General features: G+C 57.5%; 22 protein-coding genes and 1 tRNA gene. 10 read left to right on the top strand and 13 right to left on the bottom strand.

Features of this window, described 5'->3' with window-relative positions:
* Nucleotides 1–12 precede the first annotated feature (12 nt).
* Nucleotides 13–2,073 carry an NAD(+) synthase gene (locus tag AC0V6N_RS03510; RefSeq protein ID WP_486170208.1) on the bottom strand — a complete coding sequence of 687 codons (2,061 nt, stop codon included), beginning with the start codon at nt 2,071–2,073 and terminating at the stop codon, nt 13–15.
* Nucleotides 2,074–2,251: 178 nt separating this feature from the next.
* Here AC0V6N_RS03510 and yghU point away from each other — a divergent pair, with 178 nt between their 5' ends.
* The 3 genes from yghU to AC0V6N_RS03495 all read left to right on the top strand — a co-directional run bounded on the left by yghU (nt 2,252) and on the right by AC0V6N_RS03495 (nt 4,737).
* Nucleotides 2,252–3,118 carry a glutathione-dependent disulfide-bond oxidoreductase gene (yghU, locus tag AC0V6N_RS03505; protein WP_486170207.1) on the top strand — a complete coding sequence of 289 codons (867 nt, stop codon included), beginning with the start codon at nt 2,252–2,254 and terminating at the stop codon, nt 3,116–3,118.
* Between the two features lie 87 nt (nt 3,119–3,205).
* On the top strand, nt 3,206–4,588 hold the full coding sequence (locus AC0V6N_RS03500) for an MFS transporter (RefSeq protein WP_486170206.1): 1,383 nt from the start codon (nt 3,206–3,208) through the stop codon (nt 4,586–4,588).
* A gap of 74 nt (nt 4,589–4,662) precedes the next feature.
* A tRNA-Gln gene (locus AC0V6N_RS03495) sits at nt 4,663–4,737 on the top strand.
* Nucleotides 4,738–4,817: 80 nt separating this feature from the next.
* Here the strand turns inward: AC0V6N_RS03495 and AC0V6N_RS03490 are convergent.
* The 7 genes from AC0V6N_RS03490 to AC0V6N_RS03460 form a co-directional block, all read right to left on the bottom strand.
* Nucleotides 4,818–4,994 (bottom strand): C1orf53 family protein, encoded by a 177-nt coding sequence (locus tag AC0V6N_RS03490; protein WP_486170205.1) that lies wholly within the window; start codon nt 4,992–4,994, stop codon nt 4,818–4,820.
* A gap of 18 nt (nt 4,995–5,012) precedes the next feature.
* Entirely contained in the window at nt 5,013–5,963 is a 951-nt protein-coding gene (locus AC0V6N_RS03485) for an NAD(P)/FAD-dependent oxidoreductase (protein WP_486170204.1), read from the bottom strand.
* A gap of 43 nt (nt 5,964–6,006) precedes the next feature.
* Nucleotides 6,007–6,993: an L-histidine N(alpha)-methyltransferase gene (egtD, locus tag AC0V6N_RS03480; RefSeq protein WP_486170203.1), complete on the bottom strand. Its 987-nt coding sequence runs from the start codon at nt 6,991–6,993 to the stop codon at nt 6,007–6,009.
* Complete coding sequence (egtB, locus tag AC0V6N_RS03475; protein WP_486170202.1) at nt 6,994–8,232, bottom strand: ergothioneine biosynthesis protein EgtB; 1,239 nt, start codon at nt 8,230–8,232, stop codon at nt 6,994–6,996.
* A gap of 125 nt (nt 8,233–8,357) precedes the next feature.
* Nucleotides 8,358–9,419, bottom strand: coding sequence for a GGDEF domain-containing protein (locus AC0V6N_RS03470; RefSeq protein ID WP_486170201.1), 1,062 nt, complete (start codon nt 9,417–9,419; stop codon nt 8,358–8,360).
* A gap of 183 nt (nt 9,420–9,602) precedes the next feature.
* On the bottom strand, nt 9,603–10,979 hold the full coding sequence (locus tag AC0V6N_RS03465; protein ID WP_486170200.1) for a class II 3-deoxy-7-phosphoheptulonate synthase: 1,377 nt from the start codon (nt 10,977–10,979) through the stop codon (nt 9,603–9,605).
* A gap of 146 nt (nt 10,980–11,125) precedes the next feature.
* Entirely contained in the window at nt 11,126–14,146 is a 3,021-nt protein-coding gene (locus AC0V6N_RS03460; RefSeq protein WP_486170199.1) for a M16 family metallopeptidase, read from the bottom strand.
* Nucleotides 14,147–14,253: 107 nt separating this feature from the next.
* Here AC0V6N_RS03460 and AC0V6N_RS03455 point away from each other — a divergent pair, with 107 nt between their 5' ends.
* From AC0V6N_RS03455 to AC0V6N_RS03430, 6 genes are all read left to right on the top strand, one after another.
* Nucleotides 14,254–14,835 carry a NifU family protein gene (locus tag AC0V6N_RS03455; RefSeq protein WP_486170198.1) on the top strand — a complete coding sequence of 194 codons (582 nt, stop codon included), beginning with the start codon at nt 14,254–14,256 and terminating at the stop codon, nt 14,833–14,835.
* 43 nt (nt 14,836–14,878) lie between these two features.
* Nucleotides 14,879–15,517, top strand: coding sequence for a tRNA (adenosine(37)-N6)-threonylcarbamoyltransferase complex dimerization subunit type 1 TsaB (gene tsaB / locus AC0V6N_RS03450; RefSeq protein ID WP_486170197.1), 639 nt, complete (start codon nt 14,879–14,881; stop codon nt 15,515–15,517).
* Nucleotides 15,514–16,011 carry a GNAT family N-acetyltransferase gene (locus AC0V6N_RS03445; protein WP_486170196.1) on the top strand — a complete coding sequence of 166 codons (498 nt, stop codon included), beginning with the start codon at nt 15,514–15,516 and terminating at the stop codon, nt 16,009–16,011. Before tsaB ends, AC0V6N_RS03445 begins: the two co-directional genes overlap by 4 nt.
* A gap of 147 nt (nt 16,012–16,158) precedes the next feature.
* Nucleotides 16,159–16,596 carry a Ros/MucR family transcriptional regulator gene (locus AC0V6N_RS03440; protein ID WP_486172415.1) on the top strand — a complete coding sequence of 146 codons (438 nt, stop codon included), beginning with the start codon at nt 16,159–16,161 and terminating at the stop codon, nt 16,594–16,596.
* 222 nt (nt 16,597–16,818) lie between these two features.
* Nucleotides 16,819–17,241, top strand: a complete 423-nt coding sequence (locus AC0V6N_RS03435; protein WP_486170195.1) for a Fur family transcriptional regulator — start codon at nt 16,819–16,821, stop codon at nt 17,239–17,241.
* An 11-nt stretch (nt 17,242–17,252) separates the two neighbouring features.
* On the top strand, nt 17,253–18,176 hold the full coding sequence (locus tag AC0V6N_RS03430; protein ID WP_486170194.1) for a lysophospholipid acyltransferase family protein: 924 nt from the start codon (nt 17,253–17,255) through the stop codon (nt 18,174–18,176).
* 6 nt (nt 18,177–18,182) lie between these two features.
* On the opposite strand, the gene AC0V6N_RS03425 is transcribed toward AC0V6N_RS03430, so the two are convergent.
* The 5 genes from AC0V6N_RS03425 to AC0V6N_RS03405 form a co-directional block, all read right to left on the bottom strand.
* Nucleotides 18,183–19,022 carry a LysR family transcriptional regulator gene (locus AC0V6N_RS03425; RefSeq protein WP_486170193.1) on the bottom strand — a complete coding sequence of 280 codons (840 nt, stop codon included), beginning with the start codon at nt 19,020–19,022 and terminating at the stop codon, nt 18,183–18,185.
* 138 nt (nt 19,023–19,160) lie between these two features.
* Nucleotides 19,161–20,120, bottom strand: coding sequence for a hemolysin family protein (locus tag AC0V6N_RS03420; RefSeq protein WP_486170192.1), 960 nt, complete (start codon nt 20,118–20,120; stop codon nt 19,161–19,163).
* 21 nt (nt 20,121–20,141) lie between these two features.
* The gene (gene ybeY / locus AC0V6N_RS03415; protein ID WP_486170191.1) at nt 20,142–20,639 is read right to left on the bottom strand and encodes an rRNA maturation RNase YbeY; all 498 of its coding nucleotides are present in this window, start codon (nt 20,637–20,639) and stop codon (nt 20,142–20,144) included.
* Between the two features lie 288 nt (nt 20,640–20,927).
* The gene (locus AC0V6N_RS03410) at nt 20,928–21,380 is read right to left on the bottom strand and encodes an ArsI/CadI family heavy metal resistance metalloenzyme (RefSeq protein ID WP_486170190.1); all 453 of its coding nucleotides are present in this window, start codon (nt 21,378–21,380) and stop codon (nt 20,928–20,930) included.
* A 20-nt stretch (nt 21,381–21,400) separates the two neighbouring features.
* The gene (locus tag AC0V6N_RS03405; RefSeq protein WP_486170189.1) at nt 21,401–21,736 is read right to left on the bottom strand and encodes an ArsR/SmtB family transcription factor; all 336 of its coding nucleotides are present in this window, start codon (nt 21,734–21,736) and stop codon (nt 21,401–21,403) included.
* Nucleotides 21,737–21,783: 47 nt separating this feature from the next.
* Here AC0V6N_RS03405 and AC0V6N_RS03400 point away from each other — a divergent pair, with 47 nt between their 5' ends.
* Nucleotides 21,784–22,458 (top strand): aquaporin, encoded by a 675-nt coding sequence (locus AC0V6N_RS03400; RefSeq protein WP_486170188.1) that lies wholly within the window; start codon nt 21,784–21,786, stop codon nt 22,456–22,458.
* The last annotated feature ends 148 nt before the right edge of the window (nt 22,459–22,606 follow it).

The raw sequence follows: 22,606 nt of genomic DNA, 5'->3' as shown, positions 1-22,606 counted from the left end.
GCCCTTTTGCTGTCATAGATCGGGCAGGTTCTCGCGCAGCTGCTTCAGCCAAACATCTGACACCGCATCAGAGGGCGCGCGCCAATCGCCGCGCGGGCTAAGCGCTCCTTGCGATGAAACTTTCGGACCATTGGGCAAAGCGCTGCGTTTGAACTGCGAGAAGCCGAAGAAGCGTTTGAGGAACTGCTCCAGCCAGCCTGCGATGGCGGCTAGATCGTATTCGTTCTTGCGCTCTTCTGGGAAGCCGGCGGGCCACTCTCCTGCCTTGGCATCTTTCCAAGCGTGCCATGCGAGGAACGCGATCTTGTCGGGTCGCTGACCGAAGCGGATGCAGTGGTGGAGGAAGAAGTCATTCAGCTCATACGGGCCGATATGCGCCTCGGTATCCTGGATTGCGCCATCTTCGCCTGCGGGCACGAGTTCGGGCGAGATCACCGTGTCATAGACGCTCATCAGAATGTCGCCGCAGGCTTCTGAAAACTGTCCGGTCTCGACCGTCCAGCGGATCAGATAGCGGATGAGTGTCTTGGGCACGCCCGAATTGACGCCGTAGTGGCTCATGTGGTCGCCCACGCCATAGGTGCACCAGCCAAGCGCGAGTTCGGAGAGGTCCCCGGTTCCGACGACGAACCCATGATGCTGGCCAGCAAGGCGGAACAGATAATCGGTGCGAAGCCCCGCCTGCACGTTTTCAAACGTCACGTCATATTGCGGCTCACCTTGTGAGAAAGGGTGCCCCATGTCTTCGAGCATGCGGGTGGCGGCGGGTTTGATATCGATCTCTTCAGCGGTGATGCCGAACGCTTCCATCAGCTTCCATGCATTGGATTTGGTGCCATCTGACGTGCCAAAGCCGGGCATGGTGTATCCGCGAATGGTGGTGCGAGGCAGGCCGAGCCGGTCACATGCCTTGCTCGCCACGATCAGCGCGTGCGTGCTATCAAGCCCACCGGAAATGCCGATGATCAGGCTCTTGGCTTTCGTTGCCTCAATCCGGCGCATCAAAGCATCAACCTGAATGTTGAATGCCTCGTAGCAATCCTCATCCAGGGTTTTGGGATCATTGGGCACGAAGGGGAAGCGGCGCAAGGGACGATTGAGGCCGATGTCGCCCTCTTCGCATGCATGCTCAAACACGATGCGGCGATACCAGTCTTCGGGACGGTCTTCGGCCTCAGCAGCATCGGCAAAGGTCTGGTTCCGCATCCGCTCGCCCGCGATCCGGTCGGTGTCGATATCAACAACGCACAGCTCGGGGTCGAGGTCGAACCGCGCGCTTTCAGCGAGCAGTCCGCCCATTTCGTAAATTACGCCCTGACCATCCCAAGCAAGATCGGTCGTGCTCTCCCCATGCCCGCTGGCCGAATAGACATAGGCGCAAATCGAGCGCGCGCTCATGGAGCGGCAGTGCAGATGGCGATCATCCGCGCGGCCAATCGTAATCGGCGAGGCTGAGAGGTTGCACAGGATCAAAGCCCCTGCGAGCGCGGCCTTAGTTCCCGGAGGATTGGGTGCCCAAAAGTCTTCGCAAATCTCAACGCCGAATGTGAAGCCGGAGATGTTGGACGCAGAGAAAACGAGGTCGGTTCCAAACGGCACTTCCTCGCCGCCAACGCCGATCCAGAGGTCTTGGCAGTTGCGACCATGCGCGAAGTAGCGCTTCTCATAAAACTCGCGGTAGTTGGGCAGATAGCTTTTGGGGATCGCGCCCAAAATCTCACCACCCGCAATCACAATCGCGCAATTGTAGATCTTGGAATTGCGCCGCAGAGGAGCGCCCACCACGAGAACCGGCGCTAGCTCGGCGCTGGCTTCCGCAATCTCGCTCAATGCCGCTTCGCTTGCGTCGAGCATTGCGTTTTGCAGATGCAGGTCGTCGAGCGTGTACGAAGAAACGCACAGTTCCGGGTACACGACGAGATCGACATTGCCCTCATGCGCCTTTCGCGCCTCGGCCAGAATGCCCTTCACATTGAAGTCCACATCGCCGGTGCGGTGGCATGGTGTCGCAGTTGCCACACGGACAAAGCCGTGAGCATGCATATCGTAAAATGGGTGCGTCTGTTCACTCATGTGCGCACCTCTAGCGACAAAACTCTAAGGTTCCTAGCCAAGCCAAGTCGCACGGCTCGCAAACCAATGCTTTCAAACACGCAAGCAAAAGCGGTCCCTTGCTAGTCTTGCGAAGCAGGCGCCAATGCCCCAATTCTCGAACCAACGGATGTAAATGATCTATTGGAAGGCACCGAATATGGCAGACCCAACCTACACTCCCCCCGAAGTCTGGAGCAGCGACACGGAAAGCGGCGGCCGCTTTGCCAGTATTAACCGGCCGACCGCAGGCGCGCGCGAAGAGAAGGAATTGCCGCGCGGCGACAATCCGTTTCAACTGCATTCGCTCGCCACGCCCAACGGGGTGAAGGTGACGATCATGCTCGAAGAACTGCTTGAAAAGGGCCATTCGGGCGCGGAATACGACGCATACACCGTCAATATTGGCGAAGGCGTGCAATTCACCAGTGGCTTTGTTGGGATCAACCCGAACTCCAAGATCCCGGCGCTGATCGATGCCAGCGGAGACACCGAATTCCGTGTGTTCGAAAGCGGCGCGATCCTAGTGCACCTTGCAGAAAAATTCGGCGAGTTTCTGCCCACTGATCCAGCCGCGCGCGCAGAAGTGCTCAGCTGGGTGTTTTGGCAAGTCGGAACAGGCCCCTTCATTGGCGGCGGTTTTGGCCATTTCTACGCCTATGCGCCGGAGAAATTCGAATATCCGATCAACCGTTATGCGATGGAAACAAAACGCATTTTTGACGTGGCTGACCAGCAGCTTGGCAAAACGCGCTTCCTTGCAGGCGACGACTACACCATTGCGGACATGGCGAACTTCCCATGGCTCGCACCGTTCGTTGCAGGCACGATCTACAACGAGGCCAAGACCTTCCTGTCCATCGACGAATACAAACATGTCGGACGCTGGGCGCGTGAAATTGCCGCCCGGCCCGGCGTGCAGCGCGGTCGGTTGGTGAACAAGGTTTGGGGTGACGAAGACCAGCAATTGCTCGAACGCCACTCAGCCGCTGACTTCGAAGGCAAAAACCTCGACTTCACCTTCTAGGGTCGCCAATCAAATGAATTGAAAATGGGCTGGAAGTTATCGCGCTTCCGGCCCATGATCATTTGAAAGCGCAGCGAAGGACTAAGCTTGGCCCAAAGCAATCAAGACGAACTGCGCGTTGGCGAAAAGCTGGGCTATGGCGTGGGCGATCTGGCCTCGGGCCTGATGCTCAATTTCTTCGGTTTCTTCCTGCTCTACTTCTTCGTCGATTTGGGCGGACTTGCCCCTGCTGCCATTGGCTTGATGCTGCTCATCACCAAGCTGATTGACGCGGTGACTGACCCGATGATGGGGGCAATATCCGACCGGACCCGCACGCGTTGGGGGCGGTATCGGCCCTATCTCCTGTTTGCTCCCATACCGCTTGGCATCACCATGGTGCTGGTGTTCAGCGCTCCTGAGGATATGGGCGGCACAGCGCTGCTGATCTGGGCCTATGTCACCTACACGCTTTGCATGTTGGCCTTCACGGCGGTGAATGTTCCCTATGGCGGTTTACTGGGAGTGATCTCGCCCTCTTCCAAAACCCGTGCCAATGTCACCGCTTTTCGTATGTTTTTCTCCGCTGCAGGAGGGATTTTGGTCGGCGCACTTGGCACCACGCTAGTGCGCGAGCTTGGCGGCGGTGACGAACGCCTAGGTTTGCTGCTGACCATTTCCTGCATCGCGGTCGTATCGGTTTTCTGCCTGTTGACCAGTTTTGCCACGACCAAAGAACGCATTCCGCCGGTTAAGGAAAACGGCTCGCTCTCTGGTGATCTCGGGGTGTTGGTCCACACCGGGCCATGGATCGCCGTTGCGATTGCCGCGATCCTTGGCGTGACGTCTATCGCGGCGCGCGCGGCCACAGCGCCGTTCTTCTTCAAATATGTCGTGGGCGATGATGGCGCGCCGGTCTTTCTCTTCTTTGACAGGGCCGCTCTGTTCCTTACCGCGCTCGCCATTGGTCAGGTCAGCGGTGTGATCCTTGGCAGCATCGTGCAGAAATGGTTTGAGAAATCGCATCTGCTCATGGCAGCTGGCGTGCTCAAGGCGACAACGATCACGCTGTTCTACTTCCTGCCGCTCGACGCCATCTGGCCGCAAACGGGTGTGCAATATGTGGTCGGCATCGGCTTTGGCGTGCTGATGGTCCTGTCTTATTCGATGTTCACCGACATCGCAGAATATATCGAGTGGAAGTCCGCCCGGCAGATGACAGCTTTGGTGATTGCGGCTTCAATCTTTGGAGTGAAAGCGGGCATCGGCGTTGGTTCGGCCATTCCGGGTTTCGTGCTTGAATGGACAGGTTTCGTCTCCGAAGCCGAACAAAGTGAGACGGCTTTGGCGGGTATTCAGATCGCCTTCGCCGTCATCCCAGCGGGCATTATGATCCCTGCTGCGGCGGCTTTGTTGTTCTATGGGATCAGCCGAAAGGTGCTTGCTGAGGCGGAAAGCGATCTTTCCCAGCGCCGCCAATCAATGGCGTAATTTGCGCACACGAAACTTTTAGTGATTTCTGGCCTTCACATCCGCGTTGAAGGCGCTATATCCGCGCGACTTGCTGGGGTGTAGCCAAGTGGTAAGGCAGCGGTTTTTGGTATCGCCATTCGCAGGTTCGATCCCTGCCACCCCAGCCAGCTTTCCCAAAATATGCCGAATTTTCCACGCCTTCGGGCGCGAGAAGTGCTGGGAAAATTCGTACGGAATCGTGATTTACTTACTTCACATTCACATGATCGAACGGGCAGTGCCGGCAGGCTGAACCGCAGCATTTGCCGCGCTTCTTGTGTGCTAGAGCGGTAAAGACTGTGTAGCCGGTGGCAGGGTCGATATAGGTCTGCTCGCCGCGCGCGCAGGCTTCATCATGCAAGGTTTGGAAACTGGGCTCTGTCATCGAGGAAATTCGTAGCGCCTAGCTCTGTACCATTTGCGCGAGCGCGTGGCCTGAAACCCAAGCTCCCTCGACGCGTGGACTGTGGAGATAATCTCCTGCAATGCCGATTTGATTGCCCGCATCAAACCGCGCAGGCTCGCCTTTGATGCTTGCCGGCATGGCGTAAAGCCAGCGGTGAGCAGCCATGTGTACGGGCTCTACGGGGTCGATCCGGGCCTGCGCGAAGAAGTCAGCGAGCAGCAGTGCTCCCACTTCCTCCTTGGGCAGATTGAGCACTTCGCGGCTGCGTGCAGGCGATGCGTGCAGTACCCAGCCCTCGCCGCCTATGCGACCTGGCTTTGCAGAGTTGCGCGCTGCCCAAGAGATCGCGGACTCCGCATCGCGCATCGCATCCGCTTCAACTGGCAATGGCTGCTCAAATGACGCCATGACGGCCCAGCACGGCTCAGATTGAACCAACTCAGGGATCTTTGCGAGTTCAGGCGCGATGGTGGCCAGCAATTCGGCGGCTTGCTCTGCGGGAACAGCGATCAGCAACGTGGTTGCAGAGAAAAGCTCCTCCCCTGCGTCCACCAGCCACTTGTCTTCCTCGCGAGTGATCGTGAGCGCGCGGGTGCTCCAGCGCACGTCGAGCGCTTCCGCCATGGCGCGAATCGGGCCGTTCATACCGGGGGTTCCGACCCAAGCGTCCTCTCCGGCAGCAGGCCATTTCGACACTGCACCTTGCGCTTCCCAGCCTGAAACCGCCGCTTGAAAACCGGGATCACGAGCGGTGAAATACTGTGCGCCGTGGTCAAAACTCACTGTTTCACCCGCCACTTCCGCACGGCGAGCAGCCATCCGGCCACCCGGACCGCGCCCTTTATCGAGCACGCGAACGGACTGCCCGCTCGCTGCCAGCTTCGTCGCGCAAGTCAGGCCAGCCATGCCGGCCCCGATGATGAGAATATCGCTGAATTTTCCGTCCATGCGCGCCTAATGCATGAAAGACCTGTCTGTTTCCACGAAGTTTCTATGGGGCAGAGCGCGGCGCGCCCGCCTCAGCCAAAATCAGCGAGAAACGCCCCTTGCTATCCAGCCAGCGCGCCCTTGGCTCCCAGCCCCCGGCAAGCAGCAGCATATTGGAAGTGCGCCGGTTAAACTTATGGCTGTTTTCGGTATGGATCGTCTCACCTTTGGCCATCGCAAATCGCTGACCATCGACCGCGAATGCTAGGTCTTCGCCCGCGACCAAGTGCATCTCGATCCGCGCCATATCATCATTCCAGCGCGCTTCATGGCTGAGCGCATCAACCGCGATATCGCCGCCCAGTTCGCGGTTGATGCGGTGGATGAGGTTATAGTTGAACTGCGCAGTCACGCCCGCCGCATCATCATAGGCTGCGACCAAGACTTCCTCATCCTTGATCAGGTCCATCCCAATCAAAAGCTGAGCGCCCACGCCCAAAGTCTCGCGCATATTTCGTAGCAGATCGACCGCCGTCCGGGCGACCATATTGCCGATGGTAGAACCGGGAAAAAAGCCAAGCTTTGGCATGTCGGCAATCGCTTCAGGCAGCGCAACCAGCCGCATAAAATCAGCCTCGACCGGATAGACCGGAAGCCCGGGAAATTTTTGCGCCAGATCGGCAGCCGCCGCGCGCAGGAAGTCACCCGAGATGTCGAGCGGTACATAGGCAGCAGGACAAATCGCGGAAAGCAGGAGAGGCGTTTTCACTGAGGAGCCAGAGCCAAATTCCACCACCGCGCGCCCTTCACCAATCATTGCGGCAAAGCTGTCGCCCTGATCCTGCAAGATCTCGGTCTCGGCGCGGGTTGGATAATATTCGGGCAGCTGCGTTATATCCTCAAACAATTGCGATCCGGCATCGTCATACAGCCAGCGCGCAGGAATCGCCTTTTGCCCTTGCGCCAATCCTGCGAGCACATCGGCGCGGAACGCTGTATCAACCCCGCTATCGTCAAGCTCGACCAGTTTGAGGCCTTCGGTGGTGCTCATTCATACGTCCTTTGCGAGCCGGAGCCCGGTGAATTGCCAGCGCTGGTGCGGGTAGAAGAAATTGCGATAGGTGCTGCGCGAATGGCCGCGCACGGTTGCGCAGCTTGCGCCTTTGAGGACGAACTGACCGCTCATGAATTTGCCGTTATATTCGCCCACTGCGCCGCTTGCTGGGGCAAAGCGTGGATAGGGCAGATAGGCTGAGCGGGTGAATTGCCAGCAATCGCCGAACAAATTCTCGCTACCGTGTGGCAATGGCGCAGCCGGTCCATCCAATTGGTTGCCGCCTGCCGCATCATGGCTTTGCGCGATCGCCTCCCATTCAAACTCTGTCGGAAGGCGCGCTCCCGCCCAAGTCGCGAAGGCATCCGCCTCGTAATAGGAGATATGCGACACCGGCGCATTGGGATCGCGCGGTTGCCAACCTTGATGGGTGAAGTGCTCGCCTTTGCGCCAGTAAAGCGGCGCAGTGATTCCGTGTTCGCGCACCCAGCCGAGACCATCGGCGAGCCACAAAGACGGCGTTTCATACCCGCCATCATCGACAAATTCGTCCCATTCGCGATTGGTGATAAGCGTGCTGGCAAGCGCAAAAGGTTCAAGCAAGACACGATGCGCGGGCCCCTCATTGTCGAAGGCAAAGCCATCGCCAGAATGCCCAAGACTGGCAATACCGCCGGGATGGTGTTGCCAGCCTGTATCGATCGCTTCTGTGCGTTCCGGCTCTCCATCCCACATCGCCACCCCAAGCGGGTTTTGAAACAAAGCATGTTTGATGTCAGTTAGCAGCAATTCGATATGCTGCTGCTCATGCGCGATGCCCAATTCAATCAACGCATGAAGCGCAGGATTTTCAAGCAGCGGCTCCATCGCGCGGGTAATCGCGGCGCGCCAACCAAGGATCTCGTCAAGCGTGGGCCGCGACAGCATACCGCGCGCAAACCGGTCAATTCGCGCGCCCTCAGCCTCGTAATAGGAATTGAACAGGAACGGCCAATCTTCATTGGTGAGCGCATATCCCGGTGCATGGTCGCGCAGCAGGAATGTCTCCCAAAACCAAGTCGTATGCGCCAAGTGCCATTTGGCAGGGCTGGCATCTTCCATCGATTGGATCGTCGCATCTGCGTCAGACAGCGGCCCAACCAGCCCCTCCATCAAGGCACGCGTGTCATAGAAATGCTGAGCAAGAGCGCCGGGTTCGGCGTCCTCAGATAGGTCAGGCAATGGGTGTTGCGGCAAGCGCCCGCTCCAAATCGGCTCTAAGTGTTCTCAAAGACGATGGCGCAGTTGCGTGACAAATGAAAGGCGAACGCTTTGTTTGACCGCGACGAATTGTCGCATAGTCGCATTTGGAGCCGCGGTGTTCAGGCCGCCATTCGCACTCGGTTACGGCCGGAATGCTTCGCTTCGTAAAGCGCGCCATCCGCCCGTGCGAACAGCGACAACGCCGTGTCGCCTGCTTGAATGGCTGTGTAGCCAACGCTGATCGTCACCGCAGGCACGTTATCAACGGCGCTGCCGCTCGCCACTGCCTGGCGCAGTCGTTCGCTCATGATGCGGGCCATGCCGTCTGAACCGCCGGGTATAACCCAGACGAATTCCTCACCGCCCACGCGCCCTATTATATCCAAATCACGCGCTTGCTCGGTCGCGATTTTCGCGACGCGTTGGAGGACCTGATCGCCTGCGGGATGGCCATATGTGTCATTCACAGCCTTAAACCGGTCGATGTCGAACATAATCAGCACCAGCGGCATTTGCGTCACCCGCGCATCGATCACCATGCGATCCAGCTCGCGCATAATCCGGCGTCGATTTGCAAGGCCGGTGAGCGAATCCGTATCCGCCTGAATGCGAGCCTCGCGCGCCTGATGCATGGCTTTCTCGCGCGAGGATTTCAGCGCCCTTTCGCGCATCACTTGCTCGGTTTCATCACGGACCACGGCGACCACCCGTTGCACTCCGCCATGCGCATCGCGCAAATTGCAGGCATGAACCGCAATCGTCTTTGAGCGCCCATCATAGCCAAAGATATCGAATTGCATCGCATAGGTCTCGCGCTCGTGGTTATACTCGCGCACTTTACCGATCAGATCGATATTGTTGGCAAATAGCAGGGTTTCTGCATCACCTTCTACGAACTCTTCTTCGCCTTCGATCCCGAAAAGTTTCTTGAGCCCATCTGACCATTGCTGAACGCCTGTGCTGGGATCGTATTGCCAAATCCCGATCCCTGCGATGCTTTCCGCCATACGCATTGTCTTGAGAAGCTCGCGCATGGCTGTCGCGCGTGATCGAGCCAACCTAGCAGCGCTGCGTGCCTCGCGCCGGGCGATGAAAACCTTGGCCACTGCTCCCATCGCCACCAATCCGAGGACCAAGCACACCAAGATCAGCGTATCAGGACCCGCAAACGCACCGATCATAGAGCTTTTGTCAGCCGCACTAGGGGGGAGCGGGCCGTTACTTGAGGTTTGATCAATCGAGGCGAAAGAAGCGAACACCATTTCAATTGGCAGCAATAGGCGCCAACCGGTGTGTGATATTCGCACACGCTCCCCCGAGGGGCTACCTACCCCCCGAGAATGCGGTGTTAACCATACAAGTGACTAAGCAGCGTCGGCAGCGCGCTGTTCGCCGATCTCACTGTTAAGCATCTCTGCCAGCAAAAATGCGAGTTCGAGCGATTGTTCAGCGTTCAGGCGCGGATCGCAATGCGTACGATAGCGAGCGCCCAACGCTTCATCGGTAATCTCAACCGCGCCGCCTGTGCATTCTGTCACATCTTGGCCGGTCATCTCGATATGGATGCCGCCGGGATGTGTGCCTTCCGCGCGGTGAACCGCGAAGAAGCCCTTCACTTCTGTGAGGATACGTTCGAATGGCCGGGTTTTAAATCCGCTTTCGGATTTTATGACATTGCCGTGCATCGGATCGCAGCTCCACACCACAGAATGCCCTTCGCGTTCGACCGCGCGGATAAGCTTGGGCAGCCCTTCTTCGACCTTGTCATGACCAAAGCGGCTGATTAGCGTGATCCGTCCTGCTTCGCGCGAAGGATTGAGGATGTCGAGCAATTCGATCAGCGCATCAGGCTCAAGCGAGGGTCCGCACTTCATGCCCAGCGGATTACCGATACCACGCGCATATTCGATGTGAGCGCTACCTGGAAAACGCGTGCGGTCGCCGATCCAGAGCATATGCGCGCTAGTCGCATACCAATCGCCGGTCAGCGAATCCTGCCGAGTGAGCGCCTGCTCATAAGGCAGCAGCAGACCTTCGTGACTGGTGTAGAAATCGGTCTTTTGCAGTTGAGGGACGGTCGCAGGATCAATCCCGCAGGCTTCCATGAAATCAAGCGCTTCACCGATCCGGTCCGCTGTGTGAGCGAATTTCTCAGCCCACGGCGTGCGACCCATAAAGTCGAGCGTCCATTGGTGAACCTGCCGCAAATTGGCATAGCCGCCACCTGCAAAGGCGCGCAGGAGATTGAGCGTTGAGGCGGCCTGCGAATAGGCACGAACCATCCGCATCGGATCATTGCGACGCTGGCCCGGCTCAAACTCAATGCCGTTAATATTGTCGCCGAAATAGCTCGGCAGGGTCATATCGCCCTTTGTCTCTGTTGCAGCAGAGCGCGGCTTTGCAAACTGCCCTGCCATCCGGCCAACCTTCACCACAGGACGCTTGCTGGCGAAGGTCATCACGACCGCCATTTGCAGCAGCACGCGGAATGTGTCGCGGATGTTGTTCGGGTGGAACTCGGCGAAGCTTTCAGCGCAATCGCCGCCCTGCAGCAAGAACGCCTTGCCATTGGCCACATCGCCCAGATCGGATTTGAGCGCGCGCGCCTCGCCTGCAAAGACCAGCGGCGGATAGGATTCCAGCGTCGCCTCAGCCTCAGCCAATTCGGCAGGGTCTTCGTAATGCGGCAAATGCCGTGCTTCGTGCTCTTTCCAGCTTGTGGGATTCCAATTCTGGGCCACGTTCATTCTCTTCTTCAATAAGGGACGCCTTAAGCTTTAAGGTGGCGCGCGCTCTAACGCACCGGTTTTATCTGTAAAGCGCAATGCGCCATTTCGACAATATTATTTCGCAAACCTCTGTGATCGCTAGGTTCGATCAGCACGCCCTACCGCCCACTGATCGGGCGGGTTGGCACTGTTGGAGCCGGTCCGATGGGGCGCACTGCCGCATCGCTATTGTCCAATGGGCCTTCGGGAGCCTGCGCCAATTCCTGCCCTTCTGGGATCACCGCCAGCTTCATTGGCGTGCGCTGTGCGAAATAGCGGTCCGCCAAAAACTGCATGATTTGCGGGTTGGTTTGCGAATAATCCGACAAAAGCGAACGCAGCAAAGTCACTCGCTCAGGCTCTTGGCTCGCCCCTTCAAGGTTGAACAGCCAGAACTGATTGCCGGTTGATGCCCGGCGGATGCGTTGGCTCAGCGGTTCGGTCACGCGGTTGATTTCATCGAGCGTTGGCGGGTTGGTCGCCAAATCGCGCGAAATCCGCTCAGCCTCAGCAAAGAACAGCGGGACATATTCCGGCTCCAACTGAGCAAGCGCAATGATCCGTCCGCCGCCGTTGATATCTGTCGGCCAATTGGAGAAGACTTGCGGCGCATAACTGGCCCCCGCCTTTTCGCGCAGAGCCTCAAGCACGCGGTTGTTGAAGATTTGTGTGAGGATTTCGAGCTGACGCAATTCGCGCAAAGACGCAAGACCGCCTCCGCTTGGCCACGCCACTACGGCCGCCGCCTGATTGGCATCGCCGCGATGGGTGAGAACGGTTGGTTCAGCCTCCCCTTGGGGAAAGCCGGGAATGCGAGCGGCGACTTCGGGGCTGATGGGCTGACGCTCTGGCAATGCGCCAAAGGTAACACGCAGCTGCTCCACAATCGCATCGCGATCAAATTCACCAAAGATCAGGACTTCGACTGGGCCTTGCGCAAGCAGCGGCTCCCATACTTCACGAAAACCCTCTGGCGTGACTGTTGCCAGCATCTCAGGCGTCGGCGTCGCAAAGCGAGGGTCGCGATCGTAGGACAGGAAGTCGAGATCGCGATTGATCACTGCACCCGGACTGGTTGAATAGGTGTTGTATGCAAGCTCTGCCGCCGCTCGCGCGCGCACTATGGGATCAGCATCCCAGCGCGGAGAGCCAAGCTTGGCCGCGAACAGATAAAGCTGATCGGCCACATCGCTAGACCGGGTTTGCGCGGTGAATGTGAAGACCGCATCATCAATGTCAAAATCAAAGCCAAGTTTTCGCCCGGTTGCCAAGCGGTCAAGCTCATTCTGGCCCAACTCACCCAGACCCGAACCAACCAGAGCCATCTGGCCCAATGGCGCGTAAACGGCGGATTGTTCGTCGAAAGCGCGGTAGCCTGCGCCAAAGCGCACGCGCACCGTCACCCGGCCCGGCTCTGCATCATTGGCCCAGAGCAGCGCACGTGCACCGTTGCCAAAGTTGATTTGCTCAACCTCAAGAATGCCGAGTGGCCCTTCCTGAATAATCGTGCCCGGCTCGCCCACAGGGGGCAGTTCGTCAAAGGATATGCTCTGCGCTGCCAGCCGCGCTGTGTCATCGACGGTCGCTTCGCGCGTTAGAGCCGCTTGCAACACGACTTCATCCGCCTCGCCCAATGCAGGCGTCACATAGACGGAGCGCACCACATCGCCTTCGAACAAGGCTTTGGTTCGGGCATGAACCTCTGCCGGGTTTAAGCGACTGCTCATCCCGCGAAACACATCAAGCACAACCTGCGGCGCGGCGACTGTCTCGCGAATATCAACCGCATTGACGATATTGTCGGCCAGATCGCGGCCCGCTTGCACAGGGGCCTGCTCGACCGAATTGGCAAAGGCGACGTCGAATTCTGCAGCCTCACGGTCGATCTCTTCCTGCGTGGGAGGCGTCGCAATCGCATCGGCAATAACACCGCGCACATCGGCGAGCGCTGATTCCCAATCGCCCGAAAGTGGGGCGACGGTCACAAAGGTTGCGTCTGTTGAGCGCGAGACATCATCCTGACGGACCTGTGCGTAGAGGTAAGAGCCACCGGCACGCGCGCGCGTCTCCAACCGGCGATTGATGATCGCTTGGCTGAGAGCATCGAGCAGCAGGCCTTCATTATAGACAATCGTATCGTCCACTTTGCGCCATGGACGCATGATTGCGTAGGTCAGCGAGCGCGGCAAATCCGGCTCCATCGCAATGCCAAGCTCACCAATCGGCAATTGCGTGCCTTCGGCGACCGACGCGCCATCGGGCGCTACTGGATCACCAAAATCAGGAGCGATACCGGGCGCGCCCGTCCCCTCCCAATCACCAAACCATTGTTCGACCAAACCAGCCAAGATCATCGGATCAGCATCTCCGGCGACCACAATCACCGTGTTTTCCGGGCGATACCAGCGGTCATAAAACGCCTGAACACTGGCCCCATTTGCGCCTTGGAGGGTCTCAACCGTGCCGATTGGATTGCGTTCTGACAGGCGCTGTCCTGCGAAGAATGTGCGCCTTGTAAGAGTGCTAACCCGCTCCGCAGCCCCGCCGCGTTCGCGTTTTTCCGCAAGCACGATGGGCCGTTCTGCTGCGACATTCTCATCGCTCAACACTGGCTCTTGGATCATACCAGAAAGCAGGCGGAAGCTTTCAGACAGTTTCGCATTGTCGATATCGGGAATGTCGAGCTTGTAAGCGGTGTGCGTCGGGCTGGTTTCAGCATTAGCATCGCTGCCAAACGTCGCGCCCAAACGCTGCCACGCGGCAATCGCTTCGGCCTGTCCCAGATACTTGCTCTCCCGGAACAGCAAGTGCTCCAGAAGGTGAGCGAAGCCTTGTTCACTGTCTTCCTCGTGCAAGGAACCTGCATCAACGCGCACCCGGATCGACATCTGATTGGGCGGCACGCCATTGCGGCGCACCGCATAGCGAAGGCCGTTTTCCATCTCGCCAAACAGCCACTCGCGGTCGACAGGCACGTTGCTGCCTTCATACAGCCACGGCGTCTCATTCTCGCTTTGCAGCGCCTGAGGCGCAGGTATTTCGGGCGTTGCCTGAGCCTCTTGCGCAGAGACGGGGACAACGAAAATGGCCGGAGCCGCAAAGGCGGAGAGGGCAAAACTTGCCCGGAGAATAAGGTTCATGGTGCTTTTATAGGGATGGAAGCCATGAAGGACCAGTGAATGTCGCGCAAAGAAGTGTGTGCAGCTCTCCCTTGCCCGCATGCACAGCGCATCCTATCTAAAAGGCTATGTTTATTGAGACCGAAACGACACCCAACCCCTCCAGCCTCAAATTCCTGCCGGGCCGCACGGTTATGCCGTCGGGCACGCGTGAATTCGCTTCGCCCGAGGCGGCAGAGGCCAGCCCGCTCGCGCAGGCGATCTTTGACACCGGCGAAGTGGTGAATGTCTTTTTCGGATGGGACTTTGTGACTGTGACAGCCGCGCCCGGTGCAGACTGGGGTGCGCTGAAATCGCAAGTGGTCACAACCTTGCTCGACCATTTCGTCTCGGAAGCCCCCTTGTTCGTCGGCGGCAGCGCTGACGGCATTTCAGTGCCGGCTGAAGACGCCGAAATGGTGGTTGAAGATCGCGAAGAAGACGCAGAAATCATCGCAACCATTCATGAGCTGCTCGAAAGCCGAGTGCGCCCTGCTGTCGCCAGCGATGGCGGCGACATTGCCTATCGCGGCTTTTCCAAGGGAGTCGTTTATCTCACACTTCAGGGCGCATGCGCTGGCTGCCCATCAAGCACAGCGACGCTAAAGCATGGGATCGAAAGCCTGCTAAAGCATTACGTCCCCGAAGTAAGCGAAGTGCGCGCTGCTTAAACCTGGCTTGCACAACGCGCGATGCTGAGGCATCGGCTGCGACATGCGGGTTTTAGCCATCGAGACATCGGGTGAAGCATGCTCTGTTGCCCTGTTTGAAGGCGACGAGCTGATTGCTCATGATCACCGTGTGATTGGCCGGGGTCATGCAGAAACGCTCATCCCCATGATTGCAGCGCTACCAGAAAAGGGGCGCGCTGATCGCATCCTCGTCTCACTTGGCCCTGGCAGCTTTACCGGCGTGCGTATCGGCATCGCGACAGCGCGCGCGCTTGGCGTGGCGTGGGACGCAGAGGTCCTTGGCTTCCCCGCCCTCGCCCTGATCGCTGCGATGGCTCGCAACGAACATGCAGCAAGCCCACCACAAGGCGTAAGTGTCTGTATAAATGGAGGGCACGGCGAATGGTTCATCCAAAACTTTGCAGATGATGGCTCGCCACAGGACGAAGTGTCTTCCTTACCGCCCGACAAGGCAGCGTTGAAAGCAAAGCACAATTTGCTTGCTGGAAATAAATCCCAAGAATTGTCGGAATACTTTACAGTAAAAGATACATCTAAGTATAATTCACTAGGCGATGCATCGTGTGTTGACTTGCTGCCAAAGAACATCCTGACGAGCGATCTGGCCCCAATCTATGGCCGTCAGCCCGATGCTAAACCTCAAAAGGTGCCGGCCTCTTGAGCGCTCGCCAAACCCAGATGAGCACCGATTTGGTCGATCAGATCATGTATGTGATGGAGGCCGCGTTCGACCCCACTTATGGTGAGGCATGGAACCGCAGACAAATCAGCGATGCGCTAGTAATGCCGACAACTCATGCGGTCCTGATAGACTGCGATGGCGAGATTATCGAATTCGGCGCAAGTCCCTCAAATCAAAAACAAGCTGCGGGATTTGTTCTGACGCGGCACGCTGCTGACGAAGAAGAACTTCTCCTAATTGCGGTCGCGCCAGAATTTCGCGAGCGCGGCCTTGGCGAAAGTTTGATCAAGCGTTTGTTTGTAGATGCCCGACAACGCGGAATAGTTCGCATATTTCTTGAGATGCGGCGCGGCAATCCTGCGTTGCGTCTTTACGAGAAACTTGGCTTTCAGCCCATTGGTGAGCGGCCCAAATATTACCGCCTGACGAACGGTGAACGCGTTGATGCGATTACTTTCGCTCACGCACTTTAGCTTAGTATTGGGCGCATAGGTCCGGCGATTAGTCGCTATTTAGTTGCGCATAAGCGTTCTGCCTGCTTGCCAAGATTACTAATCTGAGGCATGCGGGAGTAATCGGGCAAAGATCCGAAAAACAAAAAACGAGGAACTCTCATGCAAATGCAAGACATGGAAATCGAGATGAAAGAAACACTCATCACGCTCACCAGTGACATTGTTGCCGCTCATTTGAGCAACAATGATGTTGCGGTGGATGCCGTACCCAACCTCATCACTAATGTTTACAGCGCGCTGTCTGGTCTTGGGGAAGAGGCCAAAGCGGAAGAAGAACGCCCGGAACCGGCCGTTTCAATCCGCGCCTCAATCAAACCAGACTACATCGTCTGTTTGGAAGACGGCAAGAAGCTCAAAATGCTCAAGCGGTATCTGCGCACGAACTACGATATGACGCCAGAAGAGTATCGTGCGCGTTGGAATCTTCCTTCGGATTACCCGATGGTCGCGCCAAACTATGCTGAGAAGCGCCGCGATCTGGCAAAGAAAATCGGTCTTGGCCGTAAGCCAGGCAGCGGTCGCGGACGTCGCAAGGCCGCCTAAACACGGCTCAAAGGCCGCGCAATTGCTTGTATTTGATCGCTAGCCTTCGGCTTAATCGCGGGCCGGAGGCGGCGTCCTCGCATGCAATTTGGGGTTAGACTGACACTTTGCAGAGCTTGAGCCCTGTGGATGGCCTAGGTATGAGACCTTCAAAGGCCGCCAAGTAGGGCCTATCTCAACGCGAGGGATGGCCAGGACCTACGTAAGACAGGAAGCAAGCGCTTGAACCAGACAATCGATCTCGAACAATTGTGCGCCGAAAAGGGCCTGCGCATCACAGAACAGCGCCGTGTGATTGCACGTGTTTTGTCGGAAAGCGACGATCACCCGGATGTAGAGCTGCTGCACCAGCGTGCCTCAGCTATTGATCCCAAGATTTCAATCGCAACCGTTTATCGCACCGTCCGCCTATTCGAAGAAGCCGGCATTCTGGACCGTCACGACTTTGGCGATGGCCGCTCGCGCTATGAACCGGTGCCAGAGGCGCATCACGATCATCTGATCGACGTCGAGACCGGCAAAGTCGTCGAGTTCGTAGATCCGGAAGTCGAAGCGCTTCAACGCCAGATTGCCGAAAAACTCGGCTACCGCCTGGTTGATCACCGCATGGAACTTTACGGGGTCCGGCTCTCCCGCGAGGATTGAGCGCAAACAGCATGACACAAAACGCAAGCGCCACTGGCATCGACGCCCCGACCGAGGACAAGGCCTGGGCATTGCGCCAGGCGGCCGCGCGAGGAGAAAACACGCCGATCTCCATCAGGGGCTGGTTTCGCATTTTGCGGCGCGCAACCGCTCTACTGATCCTCATGATCGTGTTTGTGCCACTGCATTATGCCTTTCGCATCTTTGCATATGGCTCGCCCTTCCCCATGCTGTTCCTGCGCTATGCGGCGCGGATTTCCGGTGCGAAGGTTGAGGTCGAAGGCACGCATCTGAAGCGCGATGTCTTTTACGTCGCGAACCATGTCTCATGGCTCGATATTCTTTCGCTTGCAGGCGCGTCGGGCACCGCATTCGTTGCAAAGGCGGAGCTTGCACAGGCGCCTTTGGTTGGTTGGCTCGCATCACTGAACCGCACTGTATTCGTAAAACGCGAACACCGAATGGGCGTTGCAGAACAGATCAATGCGCTCAAAGAGGCGCTCGCTGATGCGTGGTCCGTAACCGTGTTTCCTGAAGGCACCACCACTGACGGTCAGTCGCTATTGCCGTTTAAGACCAGCATGCTTTCAGTCCTCGAACCACCGCCTCCGGGAGTGCTCGTCCAGCCTGTATTGCTTGATTATGGCGAAGTCGCTGAATGGATTGGCTGGATCGGCGAAGAAGGCGGTCTCAACAACGCCAAGCGGGTGCTGGCGCGCAAAGGTACTTTCCCTTTGCGGCTCCAATTCCTTGAACCGTTCAGCCCCGCAGATTTCCGTGGCCGTAAAGCGATTAGTCAGGAATCACGCCGCCGGATCGAAGAGGCGCTGTGCGAGGCGCTGGGAAAGCCGCTGCGTGACTTTGCCCATGATGTGCCACCGGTGCGCTATGAGGCTGAAAAAGCGCCTGCCGTGCCGGATGATGCCGCTGTTTGATCTGGCTTAGAGGTCCGCGCGAACCAACCAATCATGGAACAGCCGTACAGGTCGCATCTCAAGCGCGGTCGGCTTGCACACAAACCAATAACTATACGGGCTTTGCACTTCTGCGCCCGGCAAGTTCGTCAGGCGACTATCTGCCGCGCGGCGAAGGTGATCATCATGCATGATTGCAATGCCCAACCCCTGCGCCGCCGCTTCAAGCATCAATTGACCTGAGTCGTAATGGTCGATCGCTGCTGGCTCCATCTCGGCAAGGTCATTGGCTTGTTTCCATGCAGCGAAGCTCTCAGGCAGCTCATTGTGTAGCAGGAATGTCTGCTTAGCGAGCGCTTCGGTATTCATATCGTCGCCAACCACGACTGCCACATCCTTGGAGCATATCGCATGGACGAGGTTATGGTCGAGACGCACTGCATGCAGACCGCTTGCCGGACCACGAGACAGGATGATCGCTGCATCCAGAGTATCGCCTACCCGGTCTTCCAGATGGGGCGCGGTATCGATATCGATGTGCAGCAGGGGGTGGCGTTTGCGCAGTTCACCTAGCCGCGGGAATAGGCGCTGGCTTCCGAACATCGGAAGCACGCCCAGATGCAGACGCAATAGCGAGATATTGTCCGACTGGCTTTCCACCGCGCGGGTAAGCGATTCCAGATGCGGGTTCACCGCCTCATAAAATGCCTGCCCCTCATCAGTGAGTTGCATGGATTGCCGCGCACGGGTGAACAGCTTTTTGCCCACAAACTCTTCAAGATTGGTGATCCGGCGCGAGAGCGCGGATGGGCTTAAACCAATCTCCTCTGCCGCCGCACGGGCAGAACCCAGACGGACAGTGCGCATAAAAGCTTCGAGCGCGCGCAGGGGGGAAGACGACGTGATGGCATGCTTAGGCTCCTCTATGCGAGGAGATACGCGCGGCGCCACGACAAAGATGCAAAAATGCGAAGGATTTTGTGAGAAACCTTCATATGAGTGCGATTATTGCAAGCCGTTCTCAGCTGCGTCCGGCTCGCCTACCTGCTCAGATGCGCTGAGATCGGGGGCGTGGAGGCGGAGGCGCTTCACATGCGTATCGTTACCCGCTGTAACCTCAATCCGCCAACCGCTTGGATGGTCAAGCTTGGTTCCCACACTCGGCACCGCCTCTGCCAGTACGAAGGCGAGCCCACCCAGCGTATCGACCGCCTCCTCAACTTCGCCCAGCCTTGGATCGACTTGCTCAGCCACATCTTCCAGCTCAGCGCGGGCATCGCAATCCCACATCCCTTCGCCAATTGGCACGATCAGCGCTTCGGGCGTTTCGTCATGCTCATCCTCAATCTCACCGACGATCTCTTCGACCAGATCCTCGATCGTGATGAGCCCGTCTGTGCCTGAGAACTCATCAAGCACAACAGCCAAGTGCACGCGGCGCAACCGCATGTCCGCCAGAACGTCAAGCGCGCCGCGTTTCTGCGGCACATAGAGTGGCTGACGCATGAGCACGGTCCAATCACGCGGAGGCTTCTTGCCATTCGCCAGAAAGCCGAACACGTCCTTGATATGGATCATCCCGATCACATCATCGAGCGTCTCGCGATAGACCGGCATGCGTGAATGCGCGTTGTTTGAGAACGCTTCGACCAGCTCCTCCCACGACACCGAGGCGTCCACTGCGACGATCTCTCCGCGCGGCACGGCCACGTCATCGGCGTCATGCTCTGAAAAGTGCAGCAGATTGCGCAGCATCTGACGTTCAACAGGCGACAGGTCGCCATTACCGTTCGAGCTGTCATGCTCGACATCATCGCTGTTTTCGTCTTCGTGTTCGTCAATCGCCTCTTCGAGCTGCGCACGCAGCGAGCGATCGCCGTCACCGGCTCCGACCCATTTCTTGATTAGGGGCCAAAGCCCCTTGCTACTCTCCGCATCTCCTGCGGTATTCGATGAATCGGGCATATCCCTTTGAGGGTGCTCCTCCTAAGTGGTTTCTTCATATGGGTTAGGCAGGCCCAGTTTTGCAAGAGCCTGTATCTCCAAACACTCCATCGCATCGGCCTGTTCGTCGCTTTCGACGTGATCATGCCCTGCCAGATGGAGCAGACCATGAAGTATCAGATGGCTCGCATGCTGGTCGAGCGAAAAGCCCTTTTCCGCCGCCTCTCGCGTGCAGGTCTCATGCGCGAGCGCAATGTCACCCAGCATCACCGGAGGCCCCTCAACTGCAAGCCCAAGCAGCTCAGTCCGTTCCAGCATCGGGAAGCTGAGCACGTTGGTGGGCTTATCCCGGTCACGCCATTCGCGGTTGAGCGTGTGCACTTCTGCGTCCGATGTGAAGAGCACACTCACATGCAAGCGCTCATTGGCAAGCTCCGGCGCGACCTCACAAGCCGCCCCAGCAACGCGGTTCACCAGAGCCTCCCACTCGCCATCACCACCCTCTTCAGGCAAGCCTTCAAGGTCAATCTCAAGCTCCAAGGCAAACCTCGCGATTACAGGCACTTAGCCCAGACATGGACCGCATGTTACACGGCCCTAGAAAAGAAAAAGCTCCCCGCTCAAACGATGCGTATTTTGTCCAAACCGTGGTGTGAAGAGCAACAGTGTTCATGCCCAACGCTTTAGGCTAATAAGGGGGCCGTAGGAAAGTGTAACAGGTGGACTAATGCGGGCTTTCGGATTGCGAGTTAGATGCTGGCGTTCACCAAGAAAGTTGGGCTGCTTCGAGGCGGCCAATAGCGCGCAACACTTAACTATGACAGCGCCCTAGCAGCAAGATGCGGGGCTCGTTTCGGTGCCAGTTGTTAAAGCGCCTTTGGTAGACATAGCTAGCCCTCGGTCTTTGCCATAGGTCGTACCTGTCCCCATTGTGCGGAACATTTCCCAGACTACGCCTTGCGGGTCGGTCGCCCAGTGTTTGTCGCTCTCGGCATAACAGCATCGCGCACCGCGCTCCTCGAGCATTGCAACGCTCGCGCCTTCAAGGCGCTCGTAGAGTTCGTTCAGCCCGGCGTCGTCCACCGCTTGGATACCTAGGTGGTTGACGCCAGCGACGTTGCCGGACTTTTGACTGATTGCAATATTGACACGCGGGTCCTCGACTTCCCACTTTGCATAATCATCCTTCAGGACCGTCGGCTCCTGCCCGAACAGCGCGTTGTAAAAGCGCAGCGAGGTATTCAAGTCGTCGACACTCACATGAATGTGCAGGCGCTTCATCAAAGTTCTCCTTGGGTATGTCATTTCGCGGCGGCAAGCGCCTCTTGCTCAAGCCCGTTCACGATTTCCGGCAAGCCGGAACAGCAATCCGCCATGAGGAAGCTAAGTAGTGAGCGGAGCGTTTTGAAGTTTGCGGAATATATGATTGATCGTCCCGACCGGACGGATTGTACCAGATCGGCGCTCGCGAGGATGTTGAGATGACTGGACATAAGATTGTGACGAACATCTAGAATCGCAGCGATCTCGCCAGCGGGCAGCCCATCGCACCCCGTCTTTACGAGCAGACGGATAATATTCAGGCGAGTAATCTGACTGAGTGCACCGAAGGCACCGAGAGCGTTTGAAATTTCCATATCTCTTGACATATTGATATATCACGTATCTGTCAACGATCATGGAAATGTTAGATAATGGTGCGAACTTAACGCAGCGTCTCTTAGCCGAGGCGCTGGGCACAGCTCTTCTACTCGGTATTGTAGTCGGCTCAGGCATTATGGCTGAAACACTCACATCCGATCCCGGCATTGCCTTGCTGGCCAATGCGATTGCGACCGGAGCTGGATTAGTTGTTCTGATCTCGGTCCTCAGTCCCGTCTCCGGGGCGCATTTAAATCCTGTTGTTACGGTGGCTTTTGCGATGCAAATGGATATTGAGCCTCGCGCCGCGGTGGCTTATATCCTCGTTCAGATTCCGGCAGCTTTCCTCGGTGTCTTATTGGCGCATGCCATGTTCGAAGCGCCGGCCTGGCAGTCCTCGTCGACTTTGCGAGGTGGGCCGGGTCAATGGCTTGGCGAAGTCGCGGCGACTTTCTTCTTGGTTTTCACGATACTCATGGCCGTTCGCCAGCGGCGAAAATCAGTACCCATGCTTGTCGGCCTTGCGATCATCGCAGGATATTGGTTCACCTCGTCCACGAGCTTTGCGAACCCCGCTGTGACCCTTGCGCGCGCGGCCACTGACAGTTTCTCGGGTATCGCCGCGTCGTCAGTTGCCCTTTTTATTGTAAGCCAGATCGCTGGGGCAGGATTGGCAGTCCTGGTCTCAAAATCACTGACTGCAAGATGTCCGCTCTAGGTTCGAATAGGAATGGATGTCAGTGTTTCAGACTAAAAGCTGACCATCCGCTTCCACCCCAAACTCGGCCACTCAAAACTCAGACGAGACCGCCGAAACAAGCCGGTGACGACGTGGCGGTTTTGTAGCCACTCGAAATATTGCCGAT

The sequence above is a fragment of the Erythrobacter sp. S57(2025) genome (genome assembly GCF_057365055.1).
This window is presented reverse-complemented; position numbering and strand designations above follow the sequence as displayed.